The organism is Bradyrhizobium sp. USDA 4506 (assembly GCF_054058795.1).
The window spans coordinates 4,441,653-4,456,591 of record NZ_JBSSBM010000002.1 but is presented as its reverse complement, the minus strand read 5'-3'; the positions used below and the strand labels follow the sequence as shown (position 1 = coordinate 4,456,591).

At 61.6% G+C, this 14,939-nt stretch carries 15 protein-coding genes; 11 read left to right on the top strand and 4 right to left on the bottom strand.

Translation table 11 applies throughout. From position 1 onward, the window contains the following. The first annotated feature begins 77 nt into the window (after nt 1-77). The 8 genes from ACVIHF_RS23390 to ACVIHF_RS23355 all read left to right on the top strand — a co-directional run bounded on the left by ACVIHF_RS23390 (nt 78) and on the right by ACVIHF_RS23355 (nt 8,775). The gene (locus tag ACVIHF_RS23390; protein WP_253609930.1) at nt 78-1,229 is read left to right on the top strand and encodes a transporter substrate-binding domain-containing protein; all 1,152 of its coding nucleotides are present in this window, start codon (nt 78-80) and stop codon (nt 1,227-1,229) included. A gap of 15 nt (nt 1,230-1,244) precedes the next feature. Then, complete coding sequence (locus ACVIHF_RS23385; protein WP_092083068.1) at nt 1,245-1,835, top strand: ANTAR domain-containing response regulator; 591 nt, start codon at nt 1,245-1,247, stop codon at nt 1,833-1,835. Between the two features lie 343 nt (nt 1,836-2,178). After that, entirely contained in the window at nt 2,179-3,429 is a 1,251-nt protein-coding gene (locus tag ACVIHF_RS23380) for a transporter substrate-binding domain-containing protein (protein ID WP_456792615.1), read from the top strand. 77 nt (nt 3,430-3,506) lie between these two features. Further along, the gene (urtB, locus tag ACVIHF_RS23375) at nt 3,507-4,400 is read left to right on the top strand and encodes an urea ABC transporter permease subunit UrtB (protein WP_253607646.1); all 894 of its coding nucleotides are present in this window, start codon (nt 3,507-3,509) and stop codon (nt 4,398-4,400) included. 5 nt (nt 4,401-4,405) lie between these two features. Further along, entirely contained in the window at nt 4,406-5,563 is a 1,158-nt protein-coding gene (gene urtC / locus ACVIHF_RS23370; protein ID WP_438073212.1) for an urea ABC transporter permease subunit UrtC, read from the top strand. A 2-nt stretch (nt 5,564-5,565) separates the two neighbouring features. Beyond that, complete coding sequence (urtD, locus tag ACVIHF_RS23365) at nt 5,566-6,315, top strand: urea ABC transporter ATP-binding protein UrtD (RefSeq protein ID WP_456792614.1); 750 nt, start codon at nt 5,566-5,568, stop codon at nt 6,313-6,315. Then, nucleotides 6,312-7,010: an urea ABC transporter ATP-binding subunit UrtE gene (gene urtE, locus ACVIHF_RS23360; protein ID WP_456792613.1), complete on the top strand. Its 699-nt coding sequence runs from the start codon at nt 6,312-6,314 to the stop codon at nt 7,008-7,010. The genes urtD and urtE overlap by 4 nt, the downstream gene beginning before the upstream one ends. Before the next feature lie 22 nt (nt 7,011-7,032). Continuing rightward, nucleotides 7,033-8,775, top strand: coding sequence for a nitrilase-related carbon-nitrogen hydrolase (locus tag ACVIHF_RS23355; RefSeq protein WP_456792612.1), 1,743 nt, complete (start codon nt 7,033-7,035; stop codon nt 8,773-8,775). Between the two features lie 310 nt (nt 8,776-9,085). Here the strand turns inward: ACVIHF_RS23355 and ACVIHF_RS23350 are convergent, their stop codons facing one another. From ACVIHF_RS23350 to ACVIHF_RS23335, 4 genes are all read right to left on the bottom strand, one after another. Continuing rightward, a complete protein-coding gene (locus ACVIHF_RS23350) occupies nt 9,086-9,382 on the bottom strand; it encodes a hypothetical protein (RefSeq protein WP_456792611.1) in 297 nt (98 codons plus the stop codon). A gap of 423 nt (nt 9,383-9,805) precedes the next feature. After that, nucleotides 9,806-10,804 carry an SIS domain-containing protein gene (locus ACVIHF_RS23345; RefSeq protein WP_456792610.1) on the bottom strand — a complete coding sequence of 333 codons (999 nt, stop codon included), beginning with the start codon at nt 10,802-10,804 and terminating at the stop codon, nt 9,806-9,808. 11 nt (nt 10,805-10,815) lie between these two features. Further along, on the bottom strand, nt 10,816-11,772 hold the full coding sequence (locus tag ACVIHF_RS23340) for an N-acetylmuramic acid 6-phosphate etherase (RefSeq protein ID WP_456780060.1): 957 nt from the start codon (nt 11,770-11,772) through the stop codon (nt 10,816-10,818). A gap of 19 nt (nt 11,773-11,791) precedes the next feature. Further along, complete coding sequence (locus tag ACVIHF_RS23335; protein ID WP_076834256.1) at nt 11,792-12,730, bottom strand: BadF/BadG/BcrA/BcrD ATPase family protein; 939 nt, start codon at nt 12,728-12,730, stop codon at nt 11,792-11,794. Between the two features lie 119 nt (nt 12,731-12,849). Between ACVIHF_RS23335 and nagA the strand changes: the two genes are divergently transcribed. From nagA to ACVIHF_RS23320, 3 genes are all read left to right on the top strand, one after another. Continuing rightward, a complete protein-coding gene (gene nagA / locus ACVIHF_RS23330; protein ID WP_456780061.1) occupies nt 12,850-14,025 on the top strand; it encodes an N-acetylglucosamine-6-phosphate deacetylase in 1,176 nt (391 codons plus the stop codon). Further along, nucleotides 14,026-14,187: a hypothetical protein gene (locus ACVIHF_RS23325; protein ID WP_156436543.1), complete on the top strand. Its 162-nt coding sequence runs from the start codon at nt 14,026-14,028 to the stop codon at nt 14,185-14,187. A gap of 301 nt (nt 14,188-14,488) precedes the next feature. After that, on the top strand, nt 14,489-14,914 hold the full coding sequence (locus ACVIHF_RS23320; protein ID WP_253607656.1) for a YybH family protein: 426 nt from the start codon (nt 14,489-14,491) through the stop codon (nt 14,912-14,914). Nucleotides 14,915-14,939: the final 25 nt, after the last annotated feature.

The window sequence follows — 14,939 nt, the reverse complement described above, 5'->3', positions numbered from 1 at the left end:
GAGATCGCCCTGAACGCGAACAGTGTGGTTCTCGACCTCTGCTAAGGGGGACGGGGACCATTTTTTTTGGGTGAACGCTGATGGATATGGAGACTTGGCGCGTCGGTGTCTTGTTTTCTGAGACCGGAGTGACCGGTGCGATCGAGCGCACGCAGCGGGCGGCTACGCTTCTTGCGATCGATGAAATCAATGCCGCGGGCGGAGTCTGCGGACGGCGCATCGAGCCGGTGGCTTACGATCCCGCGTCGACACCGTCCCGCTACCGCGAGCTGACGGTGAAGTTGCTCGACGAGGATCGGGTGCGCGTCATCTTCGGCGGGCACATGTCGAGTACCCGAAAGGCGATGCTGCCGATCGTCGAAGCGCGGAGCGCGTTGATGTTCTATCCGACGCTCTACGAGGGCTTCGAGTATTCGCGCCACTGCATCTATACCGGCGCAGCTCCCAATCAGAATTCGGTTCAGCTGGTGGATTATCTCACCAGGAACCACGGCAGTCGCGTATTTCTGGTGGGGTCGAATTACGTCTACCCTTACGAATCGAACCGGATCATCGCGGACCTGTTTGCGGGTGCCGGAGGTCACTCGGTCGAAGAAATGTATGTGCCGCTCAATCTGACCGCCGGCCACATCGCAAAGATCCTCGACAGGGTGCGCGCCACCAGACCCGACGTGATCTACTCCACCATCGTCGGCGCCGGCATCGTGCCGTTCTACACCGCCTTCAAGGAGGCCGGATTTGACGGCCGGCAGCTTCCGATCGCCAGTCAATCGACCAGCGAGGCCGACGTCGTTCTCATGCGGCCCGATGTTGCCGAAGGCCACGTCACGGCGGCGCCATTCTTTCAGTCCGTCGATACGCCGGCGGCCCGCGCGTTCGTTGCGGCCTATCACAAGCGGGTGGGGAACGATTGGCCGGTGACGGCGCCGGCGGAAGCGGCTTACTTCTCGGTTCACCTCTTCGCGGCGGCATTGGAGCGCAGTCGTAGCGATCATCTCGAAGAGCTGCTGCGGTCGCTCTGGGAAGTGGAGTATGACGCGCCGCAAGGACCGGTCCGGATCGACGGTAACACCAACCACACGCATCTATGGCCGCGCGTGGCACGCGTCGATGCCACCGGAAATTATCGCGTCGTTCACGACGCCGGCGTGAGGGTGGCACCCGACCCGTTCATGCTGGAAGTCCGCTTCCAGCACGAATCGGGGAGTGCATGGGCACTGTCCTACTGAGCGAGGCCGAACTCCATGTCTGTCGCTCTTCTCAAGGACCTTCGCGATCTCGATGTCGCTGTGATTCATCCATTCGATGCCGATGGCGAACGGCTCGTCGAGCATCTGCGCCGCATCGGGTGCATGGCGAACCTGTTGTGGCCGGTGCCGCCGTCGGTGCCGCAGGGATGCGATATCGTCTTTCTCTCGATGGAAGACGAGGCGCGCGAGGAAATCGGGCAATTGCTGAGGTCGATGCCGAATCCGCCGCCGACCATCCTCGCCATTGTGAGCTACGAGAATCCATCGATGCTGCAAATGGTGCTCGAGAGCGGGGCGTTGTCCGTGATCGAGCGACCGATCAAGCCGTTTGGCTTGCTCACCAATCTCGCCATTGCCCGCAATCTCTGGCTGCAGCGGCAACGCCTTTTGAAGGAAGCGCGCAAGTACAAGAGGAAGGTTCTCGGCGATCAGAAGATCGCGCGCGCCAAGGCGATTCTGATGGCGGCAAACAATTTGAACGAGCAGGATGCCTACGCGAAGTTGCGTCAGGAGGCGATGGCGCAGCGTCTTCCGATCGACGAGATCGCGAACGCGGTCATTAATTCCGAAACGCTCTTGCGTTAGATAAAAAACGATGCTTGTATCCGGCAACATCTGAAACAGATGTTCCTGGCGCATCCCCTCAATCCTTGAGGCCATGTTCTAGGTGTGTAGCGCGCAAGCCGCGTTACACTGCGGCGATGAAGCCCGCCCAGTCCTCTGACCGAGGATGGTGCGGGTTTTTTGTTTGCCTGCTGACAAGGCCGTCAGCCCATTCACCTCGAGATGATCGTCACGTCGACATGTTTGTTCGACCGATGGCGCTCGCCTTGATCCCGGCGGGTGCTGGCGGAAGTTCGCCGGCGCGGGACGAAGGGAGACGGATGTTTTTCCGCTTTCATCGACTTTTGGAAACAGGGGAAGTTCTATGAACGTAAGTCGCCGTCATCTTCTGAAAGCCGCCGCACTCGGCTCGGCCAGTCTTGCCGCGCCGCAGATCGCGAGCCGTGCCTTTGCCGCCGAACCGATCAAGGTCGGCGCGCTCTATTCGCAAACAGGCAATCTGGCCGTGGCGGAGAAGCTTCTCGCCAACGGCGTCTCGATGGCCGTCGCCGAGATCAATGCCGCGGGCGGCGTGTTTGGTCGTCCCGTCGAGGTGGTCGTCGAGGACGGCGCGTCCGATCCGAAGACGTTCTCCGAAAAGGCCTCCAAGCTGATCGTCAAGGACAAGATCATGACGGTCTTTGGCTGCCACACCTCGGCGAGCCGCAAGGCTGTGCTGCCGATCTTCGAGAAGCGCGGTGCAATGCTGTTCTACCAGACCCATTACGAAGGCTTCGAGTGCTCGCGCAACGTGATCTATTCCGGCGCCGTGCCGAACCATCAGCTCGCGAACTACATCCCGTGGATCGTGAAGACCCTGGGCAAGAAGAAGTTCTTCATCGTCGGTTCGAACTACATCTACCCGCGCGAGATGGCCAAGGTCTCCAAGAAGCTGATCGAGGCCGCAGGCGCCCAATGGGTGGCCGACGAATATCTCGAGCTCGGCCATTCCGAGTGGGCGGTCATGGTGAAGAAGATCAAGGAGTCGGGTGCGGACGTGGTGCTGTCCAACGTCGTCGGCGACTCCATCATCGCATTCTATCGGGAATTCAAGAACCAGGGCATCTCGCAGGCCGAGATTCCGATTTGCGCGACGGTGACGTCGGAGATCGAGATCGCCGCCATGGGCGCGGATTACGCCGCCGGCAGCTATACCTCGTTCCCGTATTTCATGTCGCTCGACATGCCCGGCAACAAGATCTTCATCGAGCGTTTCCGCAAGTTCGTCAACGATCCGAAGCAGGTCACCTACCATTCGCTGGAAGCCGCCTATTTCCAGGTGTTCCTGTGGAAGCAGGCGGTGGAGAAGACCAAGGATCTCAGCGCACAGGGGATCCGGACCGGCATCGCCGGCGAGAGCTACGAGGCGCCCGGCGGCACGGTGACGATCGACGCCGACAATCTGCATTGCTGGCTGACCCCGCGCATCGGGCAGTGGCAGGCGGACGGCCAGAGCAAGGTGGTCGATGCCTATCCGCATCCGATCAAGCCGCTTCCGTACTTCGCCTATGGCGAAACCGAATCGAATCTCTTCTGCACCTCGAAGGGGCTCGATACGTCGAAGCTCAAGATCTGAGCTCATCATTCAACCCGTGAGGCGATCGCCGCCTCACGGACCCTCGCAGCGGCAGGTGCTGGATTGCGGTACGCCTCATGATCGACGTTCTTTTCATCGGCCTCAGCCTGGGCTCGATTCTACTGCTGGTCGCGCTCGGTCTTGCGATCACCTATGGCGCCATGGGCGTCATCAACATGGCGCATGGCGAGATCGTGATGGCGGGGGCCTACGTGGCCGTGCTCTCCGGGATCTGGTTGAAGACCAGCTTCTATGTGGCGTTACCGCTCGCATTTCTCGCCGCTGCAGCCCTTGGCTGGATCATCGAACGTCTGGTGGTGAGCCGCCTCTACGGACGGCTTCTCGATACGCTGCTTGCGACGTGGGGAGTCTCCATGCTGATTCAGCAGGCGATCCGGCTCGAGTTCGGTTTGACGTTCCTGGGAATCCACATCGACGGACTGGGGACCGGTCTGCAGAACGTCGCAGTGCCTGCTGAACTTCAGGGGGCGGTCAACATCGCGGGCGTCGAACTCAACGCCTATCGCGGCTTCATCGTGCTTGTGACCGTGGTGCTCACGGCGCTGACCTGGTTCATCATGTATCGGACCTCGCTCGGGATGAAGGTCCGAGCGATCATCCGCAACCCGAAAATGGCGGCCGCGTGCGGCATCGACGTGAGGAAGGTCAATGCGCTGACCTTCGCTTACGGTTCGGGATTGGCCGGTGTCGCCGGCGTCATGATGTCCGGGTTCAAGGGGGTCTCGCCCGATCTCGGCTCCAGCATGGTCGTGGACGGCTTCATGGTCGTGGTCACCGGCGGGCTTGGAAGCCTCGTCGGCACGATCATGGCGTCCGGACTTCTCGGCGAGACCAATGCGCTCGTCGCCGTGGCGACCAACGACATCCTGGCGCGTGCCGTGGTGTTCGCAGCCGTAATTCTCGTCATCGTTCTGAAGCCCGAAGGGCTCTTCTCGTTCAAACGGCGCTGAGCTCCATGACTCTCGATCGCAAGCTGACACTTTGCGCCTACGCGCTGTTCATCGCCGCAATTTTCGCGGTGCCGCTGTTCGTTGACGAATTCGGACTGAACCGGATCGCCAAGTTCCTCGTCTATGGCATGCTCGGCATCGCGATCGCGCTGTCGTGGGGTTATGCCGGTATCCTCAATCTCGGGCAGGGGCTCTTCTTCGGGCTCGGCGCGTACATGCTGGCCATGTCGTTGAAGCTGGCCAGTCCGACCAGCCTGCAACAGGGGGCGGACAGACCGGTACCGGACTTCATGCTCTGGAACGCGGAGCCCGGTGCGCCGACCGAGCTGTGTTGCATCAACAAGGCATCATTCCTCTGGCTGCCATTCCAGCATCAGGGCTTTGGTCTCGTGATGGGAATTGTGCTGCCCGTGGTCGTGGCGGCCTTGCTCGGCATCATCGTCTTCCGCAAGCGGATCGAAGGTCCATTTGTCTCGATCATTACGCTGGCCCTGGTGCTCCTCGTTCGCCTCGTGCTGGTCGACGCGCAACCGGTCACGGGTGGCTTCAATGGGCTGACGGACCTCGCCTCGCTTGAGATATTCGGCTTCGAGTTCGATCCTTACAGCAAGGGCACGTACTGGCTGGTCGCGAGTATCTTGACCGTGACCCTGGTGGCGACGCGCCTGATCGTCGAGACCCGGGCCGGTCTGGTGTTGCAGGCGGCGCGGGACGACCAGCGGCGCGTTCGCTACCTCGGCTTCGATGTCTCGCTCTACCAGACGTTCTTCTTCTGCGTGGCGGCGGCGATCGCCGGCCTGGCGGGCATGCTCTACGTGATCGTCGCGCAGTTTGCCTCGCCGACCTTCATGGATCTCGCCTTCTCCGTCACGATGGTGGTTTGGGCGGCCGTGGGTGGCCGTGCCTCGATCCTGGGCGCGTGCGTCGGAGCAATTCTGATCAATATGATGGAGGCCGGCATCAGTGAAACGGAGACGCTGGTCGGAGCCTGGAAAGCGATCATTGGCCTGGTCTTTGTGCTGACCGTGCTGTTCCTGCCTCGAGGTCTCGGTGGGCTCCTGCATGGTCTGATCGGACGGCTTGGCGCGGTCGCGCGCGGCAAGCCGCGTGTTGCTCACGTTCCGGTCTCCAGCGCGGCTGTCACCGAAACGAAGGAGGCTTGAGGATGTCGGCGGTCGCTATCACGATCGACGGACTCGGCGTGAACTTCGGTGGCTTCAAGGCGGTCGACAACGTCTCGCTGACCGTCGATGACGGGGAGCTTCGTGTTCTGCTCGGCGCGAACGGGGCCGGGAAGACCACGCTGATGGATCTGGTCAGCGGAAAGACACCGAGCACGGAAGGGCGCGTCTGGGTCTACGATACCGAGATCACAAACTGGCCTGAGCACCTGATCGCGCGTGCAGGTGTCGGCCGGAAATTTCAGATCCCGAGCGTCTTTCGCGACCTGACCGTGAAGCAGAATCTCCAGGTCGCGAGTTGCCGACGCACCAGCGTGATGGCGAACCTCGGTTTCGGCCATCCGGCGATCGCGCGCGAGAAGGTCGATCGCGCGATCGAGCTGATCGGGCTCCGTGACCAGATCAATACTGCCGCGGCCGATCTCAGCCATGGCCAGACGCAATGGCTCGAGCTCGGAATCCTGATGGTTCAGAACCCAAAAGTGATCCTGCTGGACGAGCCGACAGCCGGCATGACGCAAGCGGAAACGATGCGAACCGCGGAGATCATCAACGGCATGAAGGGTCAGCACACGATGCTCGTGGTCGAGCACGATATGGGCTTCGTGCGCGAGATTGCGCAGCGGATCACCGTTCTTCATCTCGGTCGCGTTCTGGCCGAGGGCGAGATTTCGGAGATCGAAGCGAACCCGAAGGTCCGCGCGGCCTATCTCGGATCAAAGGGGTTGTCGTGACGCTCCAGCTTTCCAATATCGACAGTTTCTATGGCCGTAGCCACGTTCTCCACGGCTTGTCGCTTACCATTCCGGCGGGACAGGTGACGAGCGTCGTGGGCCGGAACGGCACCGGCAAGACGACGCTTTTGAAGACAATCATGGCGCTGACGGATCACGCCGACGGGCGGATCGTCCTCAATGGCGAGGATCTGTCGGCCAGGCCGACGCATTTGAGGGCCGCCGCCGGGATCGCCTACGTGCCGCAGGGGCGCGAGATCATCGCGGACTTCACGATACGGGAAAACATCCTGATGGGCTGCTTTGCCCGCCGCGACGGCAAGCGTGTGGTGCCGGACTTCATTGGGGAGCTGTTTCCCTATCTCATCGAGAACCTCGACCGGCCCGGCGGCTTGCTTTCCGGCGGGCAGCAGCAACAGCTCGCGATCGCCCGCGCGCTCGCAGCCGACCCGAAGGTGTTGCTGCTCGACGAGCCGAACGAGGGGATCCAGCCGTCGATTGTCGAGGAGATCGAGCGCATCATCGTTCGCCTCAATCGCGAGATGGGGCTCACCGTCGTCCTCGTCGAGCAGAACATCGACTTCGTTCGCTTTGCGTCTCACAGCTTCGCGATGCTCGAGAAGGGGCAGATCGTGGCGTCTGGGCCGATCGCCACTCTCACCGACACGCTCGTTTACGAGCACATGGCCGTCTGACGGCATCCTCCGGAGTACATCAATGACGACACCCACGAGCTACCGCGCCGCAACGGTTCAGTTCGAGCCGACCATGTATGAGAAGGAGCGCAATATCGAGCGTCTGCTCAAGCTCTGCGCTGAGGCTGCGGCCGAGGGAGCGCGCCTGATCGTCACGCCCGAGATGGGGACGACGGGGTACTGCTGGTACGATCGCGACGAGGTCAAGCCGTTCGTCGAGACCGTGCCTGGCCCGTCGACCGACCGTTTCCAGCGGATTTGCGAGCAGCATGATTGCTACATCGTGCTCGGGATGCCCGAGGTCGATCCTGCGACCGAGCTCTACTACAATACGGCCGTCCTCATCGGACCGAACGGGATCGTCGGCCGGCATCGCAAATCGCATCCCTATATCGCCGAGCCCAAATGGGCGGCGAACGGCGACGTCGCGCATCAGGTCTTCGATACCGAGCTCGGTCGGATCGGAATGCTTGTGTGCATGGATCTGCACTTTTTCGAGACCGCACGCATCGAGGCGGTCGCGGGCGCCGACGTGATCTGCCACATCTCGAACTGGCTGCAGGAGCGCACGCCTGCGCCTTACTGGATCAATCGGGCATTCGAGAACTCATGCTACGTGATCGAGGCAAACCGTTGGGGATTGGAGCGTACGGTACAGTTCTCGGGTGGTAGCTGCATCATCGAGCCGGATGGTCGCGTCGCGGTGTCGATCGATAGCGGGGACGGCATCGCTTATGCGCAGGTCGATCTGGGCAAGTCGCGCAAGCGGGAAGTGCTCGGTGAGAAGGTGTTCGAGAAACGGCGCCCGGAGCTCTACCCGGAGCTGATGACCAACAGTTTTACCTGGAATCCGGGAGACTTTTTCAAGCTCTACGGCTACCAGCCCATTCCAAAGGGGAAGTTGTCGCAGCTCGCGGTCGTGCAATTTTCGCCGGCAGACGATGTTGCTGCAAACCTGGCGACCATCGAACATCGCGCCCGCGATCTTGTCGCAGCTGCCCAACCCGACATGATCGTGTTTCCTGAGTTGTCATTGACCGGGTTGACCGATCCGGCCGCGCGCGCCGAGGGAGTGGAGGGGCCCGCCGTCAAGGCGTTGACCAGGATCGCCATGAAGCTGCGAACGTATATCGTTGCCGGTCTTGCCGAGCGCGATGGCGATGGCATCTACAACGCGGCGGTCCTTGCGGGGCCCGAGGGCCTCGCCGGGAGCTATCGCAAGATCCACCTCGGCAACGCCGATATGGGATGGGCGACGGCGGGCGACAGATGGAAGGTCTTTGATCTCGCGTTGGGCCGGGTCGGCATCGCCATCGGCCACGACGCCCTCTATCCCGAGGCCATCCGCTCCCTGGCGCTTCGCGGATGCGACATCGTCGCTTGCCCGTCGGCGATCGCGGGCGTCTTCACCGGATCGCACGCGGGGACTGCCATCCCGCACAACTATCCGATCCCGAAAGGCGCCGATCCCTATCATTGGCATGCGTTCCGCACGCGCGGCGGCGAGAACAACATCTATCTGGCGTTCGCGAACGTGTTCGATCCTCCGCGCGGCTTCCTGGGGGCGAGTGCGGTGTTTGGTCCGGACAATTTCGTCTTCCCGCGGCAGGAAACCGCGATCCTCGATCAGGAAGAGGGCGCCGTCGCCACCATCGATACGAGCAATCTCGATACGCCGTATCCGACCAATATCGTGCGACGGAAGGATCTCGTTATGATGCGCTTGCCACATCACTACTTGCCACTTGTGACGTGGCACCAGTAGCAAAGTGGGAATGATCCTTTCGATTTCCTGCGACAGATGTCGCTTTCGCTCGACGGAAGCCCGAGGTCTGTCAACATTCCTCTGCGTAAAGCTCCGCTCGCCATGCACACTCACGTCCCAATCTCGGGCGTTAGTTGATGAAGAACTGTTGGCACTAGACGTCTCCCTAACTGATCCAGCGCCGATAGTGCGCTGTTGCGCCCGTGCTCCAGCGTGACGTCGTGACACTCGTGCTCGAAGTGGGTGCCTTGCCGAGCGGGAACGGCGTCGCGGGCCGACGCGACGCCGTCGTCTACATCGATGGCCGTGGCTAGAACTTAACCGTAACGCCGCCGTAAACGGTCGATTCAGGGCAGGTGTTGGTGCTCTGGCCTGTAGCGGCGATCGTGCAAACGCCGGGTGCGGCGTTATGGTCGAGGCCGAACTTGTTCTGCCAGCAGCGATAGGCGACCCATCTGCGGATCCGGCTAGTTTTTCCAAATGCCCATTGAAATCGCTGAATGATCGAGCGGATTTTGATTCCGCCATTCTGAATTTGCTCAAGCTGCGCGTTGGTACTGAGAATCCAGGAGCTTACGGTAGCTTCGATTGCTCGCTTGGAAGCCAAGCATTTTCAGAAGCATCGCTCTGCCGGCAACCATGCGCTGACCTTGCATTTCGGCAGCGCAAAGAGGCACGATTTCGCTGTCTCTTGATCAGCGGCTTCTTCGAGGTGTGCCCGACTGGCGAGCGACAAAAGACGCCCGGTTCGCTAACCGTCTACCCAAGCGATCTGTCTCACACCGTCGGATAATTGTTGCGCTCGAGCCTGCGCGCGAACGAAAAGTGCACGTATCTGGTGCGGTTTCTGGTGCGGTCGTCGCGCTACGGGCAACGAGAACCGAGTAAGATATTGATCCTCTTGGTGGGCCCGGCAGGACTCGAACCTGCAACCAGACCGTTATGAGCGGGAGAATAGCGATCAGCCTCGTCGCCTTTGCCGCGCATTCGGTCGCTTCTGCTCGCGTTTTGGTCGCCAGCCAGCGATCAGTCAAAACGTCTCGGTAATCTTGCTCAGGCGAGGGGGACGATCCGGGTCAAATCCGCGCGCGCATGCCGCCTGCTCGATCATCCGGTAGGCCGGAACGAGCATGGTGATCGGGTCGGTGGCGGGGTCATCCTCGACCAACCAAGGCAGCGAGCCATGCGGTCCGCCGCAGAGATGCAGCGCGATCTTTTGCTCACGCAATTCCTCTGCCAGTGCGTCCACCGTGGCCGCCGTTTCATCCATGAGGCGCATCATGACAACTGGCGTGCGCGATGATAGCGCGGCACGTGGCCCATGCTGCAGCTCGGCGGCGCTCAGTCCGATCGAGGGCAGGCGCATGATTTCCGAAAGCTTGAGCGCGATCTCCTTCGCCGAGCCCAGGCCCAGGCCCCGAGCCGCCACAAACACAGCTGATGCCTTGACGAGATCATCGGCAATCTCCGACCAGTCGAGCACCAGCGCGCGGTGCAGGCGCTCGGGCAGCCGGTCGAGGGCTGACCGCAGCGCACGATCTTGCGCCAGCTCGGCAACCAGTCCGGCACTGGCGGCCATCGAGCCGATCACGGTCTTCGTGGCCGCTACGGAGTATTCTTGGCCGGCTTCGATCGGAACGACGAATTCCGCTTCGTCAGCCACCGGCGACGACGTCGCATTGACGATGGCAATCGTGCGTGCGCCCGAGGCTCGTGCCGACCTGGTCGCTGCGACGAGATCCGGGCTGCGCCCCGATTGCGAGATTACGATGAACAGCGCATCGCGGAGCATCAAAGGTGTGCGAAATGCCGTGATCACCGAGGGAGCACTTGCTGAAACGGGAAGGCGAAGCCGCGTCTCGACAAGATATCTCAAGAAAACACCGGCATGCCCGGAGCTTCCCCGACCACACACGACGCACAAAGGGGCGGAGTCAATCCCAATCCGCTGTGCGATGTCGCGCATGGCGGGTCGGCTGCGAACAATGTTAGCGACAACATCCGCGCTTTCCCCGATTTCGCTCGCCATCGCGGATGTCGTCACGGCTCAACCACTCCGCCTCGGCCGCGTCCCGCCGCTCCCTTTGGGAGTCGGTCACGATGCGAGTCACGATTCTTGGCAAGCTCGACAAACACTTGCCGAAGGTTGCCGTCACAGTTCTCCAGAACGGTCTTCGCATCAACCCTGTCGACACCGAGCGCCAGAAGGACTGCAATCTTGATGTCTCCCTCGGCCTGCTCGAGCGAGCGTGCCGCGTGCGACGGATTACAGCGCGCGATTTGCGCCACCATGGCCTCGGCGCGCCGCTTCAGCTTGGCATTGGTCGGCGGCATGTTCACCATCATGCCGCGATATACCCGGCCAAGGCGCAGCATGATCCCCGAGGAGATCAGGTTGAGCACGACCTTCTGCGCGGTGCCCGCCTTCATCCGCGTGGAGCCGGCGATCAGCTCTCGGCCGGTCTCGACCAGGATCGGAAACTTTGCCAATGCCAGCAGTGCGGTGCCGGGATTGTTGGCGACACCAATCGTTACTGCATCGAAAGACGCTGCCTGCTGCAGCGCCGCGACCGTGAACGGCGTTGTGCCGCTGGCGGCTACCGCAATCACCACGTCGTGCGGCGTGAGTCGTGCGGCGCTGATCTGCGTGACTGCATCATCGACATCGTCCTCCGCGCCCTCGATGCTGGTGACGAACGCGCTGTCACCGCCGGCAACGACGAAGCGGACGCGCTCGCGGGGCCAAGCGAAGGTCGGCGTCAGCTCGGCGCCGTCCTGGACCGCCACGCGGCCTGACGTGCCCGCGCCGACATATACAATGCGTCCGCGGTCGCCCAGCACCGTCTTGGCCGCTTCGGCTGCTGCAGTGATCGCGGGAAGGGCATGGCCGATCGCGGCGACCGCCGCAAGCTGGCCCTCCCACATCGCTTCCATCGCTGACGTCAGCGACCATGCATCAAGGTCGGTAAATCTGGGATCGACTTCTTCGGTGGCCATATCGGTGATCCAAGCACCATCAAACGCGGAACTTCGAAGCCTGTTCATGGTCAGTTTCTCTCTTGGGCGGGTCCAGCTTGCGCAGGTCGAGCCGCCCTCGGGCCACAAGCAGCGCGCCGGCCGCTGCGTCGGCGTCAGGACGCCTCAGGCGAGCGCGCAGGTCAGGCGTTAGCCAGGGCGTAATCGCATCCGCGAGCCCGCCCACCAGCGCGAGCCGGTCAATTCCTTTAGCCAGGAACAGATCAAGCAGATCGCCAATGGCATCGGCCGCGCGTTCGACAATGCGGCGGCCGACCGGATCGCCCTGATTGGCATGCCGCATCACGGTCGGCGCGAACGCGGCGTAGTCGGTGGCCCGAGCTTCTTCAGACCACGCCACGGCCTGATAAGGATCTTGATCGAATGCGCCCAGCACCTCTGCAAGCAATGGTGTCAGCTCGCCGCGGCGATCCGCGGCCCGCAGCGCCAGTCGAACGACCTGCAGGCCAATGTCGGCGCCGCTGCCTTCGTCCGAGACTGGGAAGCCGTAACCGGCGATGCGGATCTCGCTGCCGCCAATCAGGCCGACACCCACCGAGCCCGTGCCGGCCACCACGATGGCCCCGTCCGCGCCGCTATGGGCGCCGAGACAGGCAGCTAGGCCATCGCTGATGAAGATAACGGACGCAAAGGGATGCGGGATCTCTTTGAGCGCCGCTTCCGCGCCCCGGCGACCAATGCCGGCGAGGCCAATTCCGGCGTGCATCCGCGCGAAATCCTCGCGCGTCAGTTCGGACTGTGCGGCCGCCGCTTCGGTGGCCTCCATGATGGACCGCCAGGCCCTGTCGAAGCCAATCCGGGTCGTGGCAGGCCCCGAGCTTGCTTCACCGAGTACCCTGCCGTTTTCGTCCTCGATCCGGGCGCGGCAGCGGGTTCCGCCCCCATCGATGCCGAGATAGGTGGTACCTTTTGTTTCCATGAGAAGTTAACGCAAGGATTTAGCTCCGGGTCCCTGAAGCCCGTTGTGTACATATAGGGACCTGTACAGCACGGGACTCGCCTCACGAGTCCGTGATTGCCATTCTCGGATCAGCACTTATGGGCCAAGCTGGGTCTTCCGTGGTTTTCTCGATTGCTGCGCAGCACATCTTTGACGGTGCCGACATGCGCGGGCCGGGGTTGGTCAGGATATCGCAGGGGCGGATCGAAGGCATTACCGAGGAAGCGCGCGCCTCGATCCACCTTCCCCGAGATGCGATACTTGCACCCGGATTCGTCGATGTTCAGGTGAACGGAGGCGGCGGCGTTCTTCTCAACGACCAGCCAACGGAGGCCGGCGTTCGCCGCATCGTCGAGGCGCACCGCAAGGCCGGCACCACGGGCTGTTTGCCAACCCTCATCACCGATCGAAGCGAGGTCATCCAACGATTGGCTGTAGCAGCTCAGGCGTGCCTCGAAATTCCTGGCGTGCTCGGCTTTCATCTGGAAGGTCCGGCCCTCAACAGGTCTCGCAAGGGCATTCATCCGGAAGCCGAGATACGCGTGCCCGATCGGCGCGATCTCGCCGCCATCAAAAGCTTCGGGGACCGCGGTCGCTCCATGGTGACCTTGGCCCCGGAATGCGTGCCCGCGTCCATGATCGATGAATTGATCGGCGCCGGATTGCGTATCGCGGCCGGCCACAGCGACGCCACCGCAGCCGAAATCGGGCAGGCGGTCGATCGCGGTGTCTCGGGGGTGACCCATCTGTTCAATGCCATGTCGCAGTTGAACGCCCGAGAGCCGGGCTTGGTGGGCGCCGCGCTGGGAGATGACCGGTTGTTTGCAGGGATCATCTGCGACGGCATCCACGTTGACCGTGCCGGCTTGCGTGTTGCCTTGCGCTGCAAGGGACGCGATCGATTGATGCTGGTTACCGATGCCATGCCATTGGCGGGCACGAGCGACCGGAAATTCCTGCTGCAGGGAAGGGAGATCACGTTGCATGACAATCGCCTGACTGACCGGGATGGCACGCTCGCGGGCGCTCACCTCACCATGATCGAGGCGGTGCGCAACGCTGTTGCGCTTATCGGAATCTCCCTTGTCGATGCTCTTATCATGGCTTCCCGGACGCCCGCGGCATTTCTAGGCCTTGGGTCCGAGCTTGGACGGATCGCGCCCGGATACCGCGCGGATCTTGTCGCCTTTAATCCGAACTTTGAGGTCATTGGTACATGGATAGGCGGTGTTGGTTCGATGGGCGAGGCGAACAAGGCTTCCGAGCGAGGTTAGATGCGCAACCAGCCCATCGTCGTGCAGAAATATGGTGGTGCCTGCCTTGAAACACCGGCGAAGATTCGCGCGGTTGCGCGCAGTCTCGCCGACCTGCACGGCAGTGGGAAAGGCACCTCTGACCGGGAAAAATGCGCCTTGTCCCTTCATCCTTCCAAGTAAGCTGTTGCAATCGCAGCAAATGCGAACGCCCTCCGAGCGCACCATAATTCCAGAGCGGGGATACGACGTCGCTATTGGCTTCACACTGGCCAAGCATCCGGCTTGAGAATTGGTGAGAAATTGCGCGAAGTCACTTGCTACCATAAGGCGCGCGTTGCGCTGGTTAGTCAATGTTGCTGACGGTAATTCCCCGGAATTGCTGGCGCGCCAAACCCGGTCTGGGATACCTCATTCAACGCATCCGGTTCTTGTCAAGTCAACGTCCGCCCTGCATTCGCATCGAACATATTTGGAGATGATCATGCGTAGCATAGCCTTGATGATTGCATTCGTGATCTCGTTTACCGCACCGGCGTTAGCTCAAAAAGCCGAGATCGAGGCCATCAATGCGAAATGGATTGAATTGTTCAACAAGGGCGACTTCTCGGGAGTTGCGTCACTCTACAGCACGGATGCGACCGCATTCCCGCCAGGTACCGCGATGGTTCACGGCCGATCAGCCATCGAGGCAATGTGGAAAAGCATGGCGGAACAAGTTGGCGATCCGAAGCTCGCAACCCTTGACGTTAAGCCCCTTGGCCCAACCGCGGCGCGCGAGATTGGGACGTTCGCCCTCAAGACCAAGGGACCGACACCGAAGGATGTGACTGGAAAGTATGTCGTGGTTTGGGAGAAGGTCGGCGATGATTGGAAGCTGACCACCGACATCTGGAACGAGGGCAACTAGGCAACTCTGTTCATTGCTGTGCTTC

Excerpts from the sequence above, each read along its gene's own strand:
- ACVIHF_RS23385 (WP_092083068.1), top strand. The coding sequence starts at position 1,245 with ATGTCTGTCGCTCTTCTCAAGGACCTTCGCGATCTCGATGTCGCTGTG.
- ACVIHF_RS23380 (WP_456792615.1), top strand. The coding sequence starts at position 2,179 with ATGAACGTAAGTCGCCGTCATCTTCTGAAAGCCGCCGCACTCGGCTCG.
- urtB (WP_253607646.1), top strand. The coding sequence starts at position 3,507 with ATGATCGACGTTCTTTTCATCGGCCTCAGCCTGGGCTCGATTCTACTG.
- urtC (WP_438073212.1), top strand. The coding sequence starts at position 4,406 with ATGACTCTCGATCGCAAGCTGACACTTTGCGCCTACGCGCTGTTCATC.
- urtD (WP_456792614.1), top strand. The coding sequence starts at position 5,566 with ATGTCGGCGGTCGCTATCACGATCGACGGACTCGGCGTGAACTTCGGT.
- ACVIHF_RS23355 (WP_456792612.1), top strand. The coding sequence starts at position 7,033 with ATGACGACACCCACGAGCTACCGCGCCGCAACGGTTCAGTTCGAGCCG.
- ACVIHF_RS23345 (WP_456792610.1), bottom strand. The coding sequence starts at position 10,804 with ATGGCGAGCGAAATCGGGGAAAGCGCGGATGTTGTCGCTAACATTGTT.
- ACVIHF_RS23340 (WP_456780060.1), bottom strand. The coding sequence starts at position 11,772 with ATGGCCACCGAAGAAGTCGATCCCAGATTTACCGACCTTGATGCATGG.
- ACVIHF_RS23335 (WP_076834256.1), bottom strand. The coding sequence starts at position 12,730 with ATGGAAACAAAAGGTACCACCTATCTCGGCATCGATGGGGGCGGAACC.
- nagA (WP_456780061.1), top strand. The coding sequence starts at position 12,850 with ATGGGCCAAGCTGGGTCTTCCGTGGTTTTCTCGATTGCTGCGCAGCAC.
- ACVIHF_RS23325 (WP_156436543.1), top strand. The coding sequence starts at position 14,026 with ATGCGCAACCAGCCCATCGTCGTGCAGAAATATGGTGGTGCCTGCCTT.
- ACVIHF_RS23320 (WP_253607656.1), top strand. The coding sequence starts at position 14,489 with ATGCGTAGCATAGCCTTGATGATTGCATTCGTGATCTCGTTTACCGCA.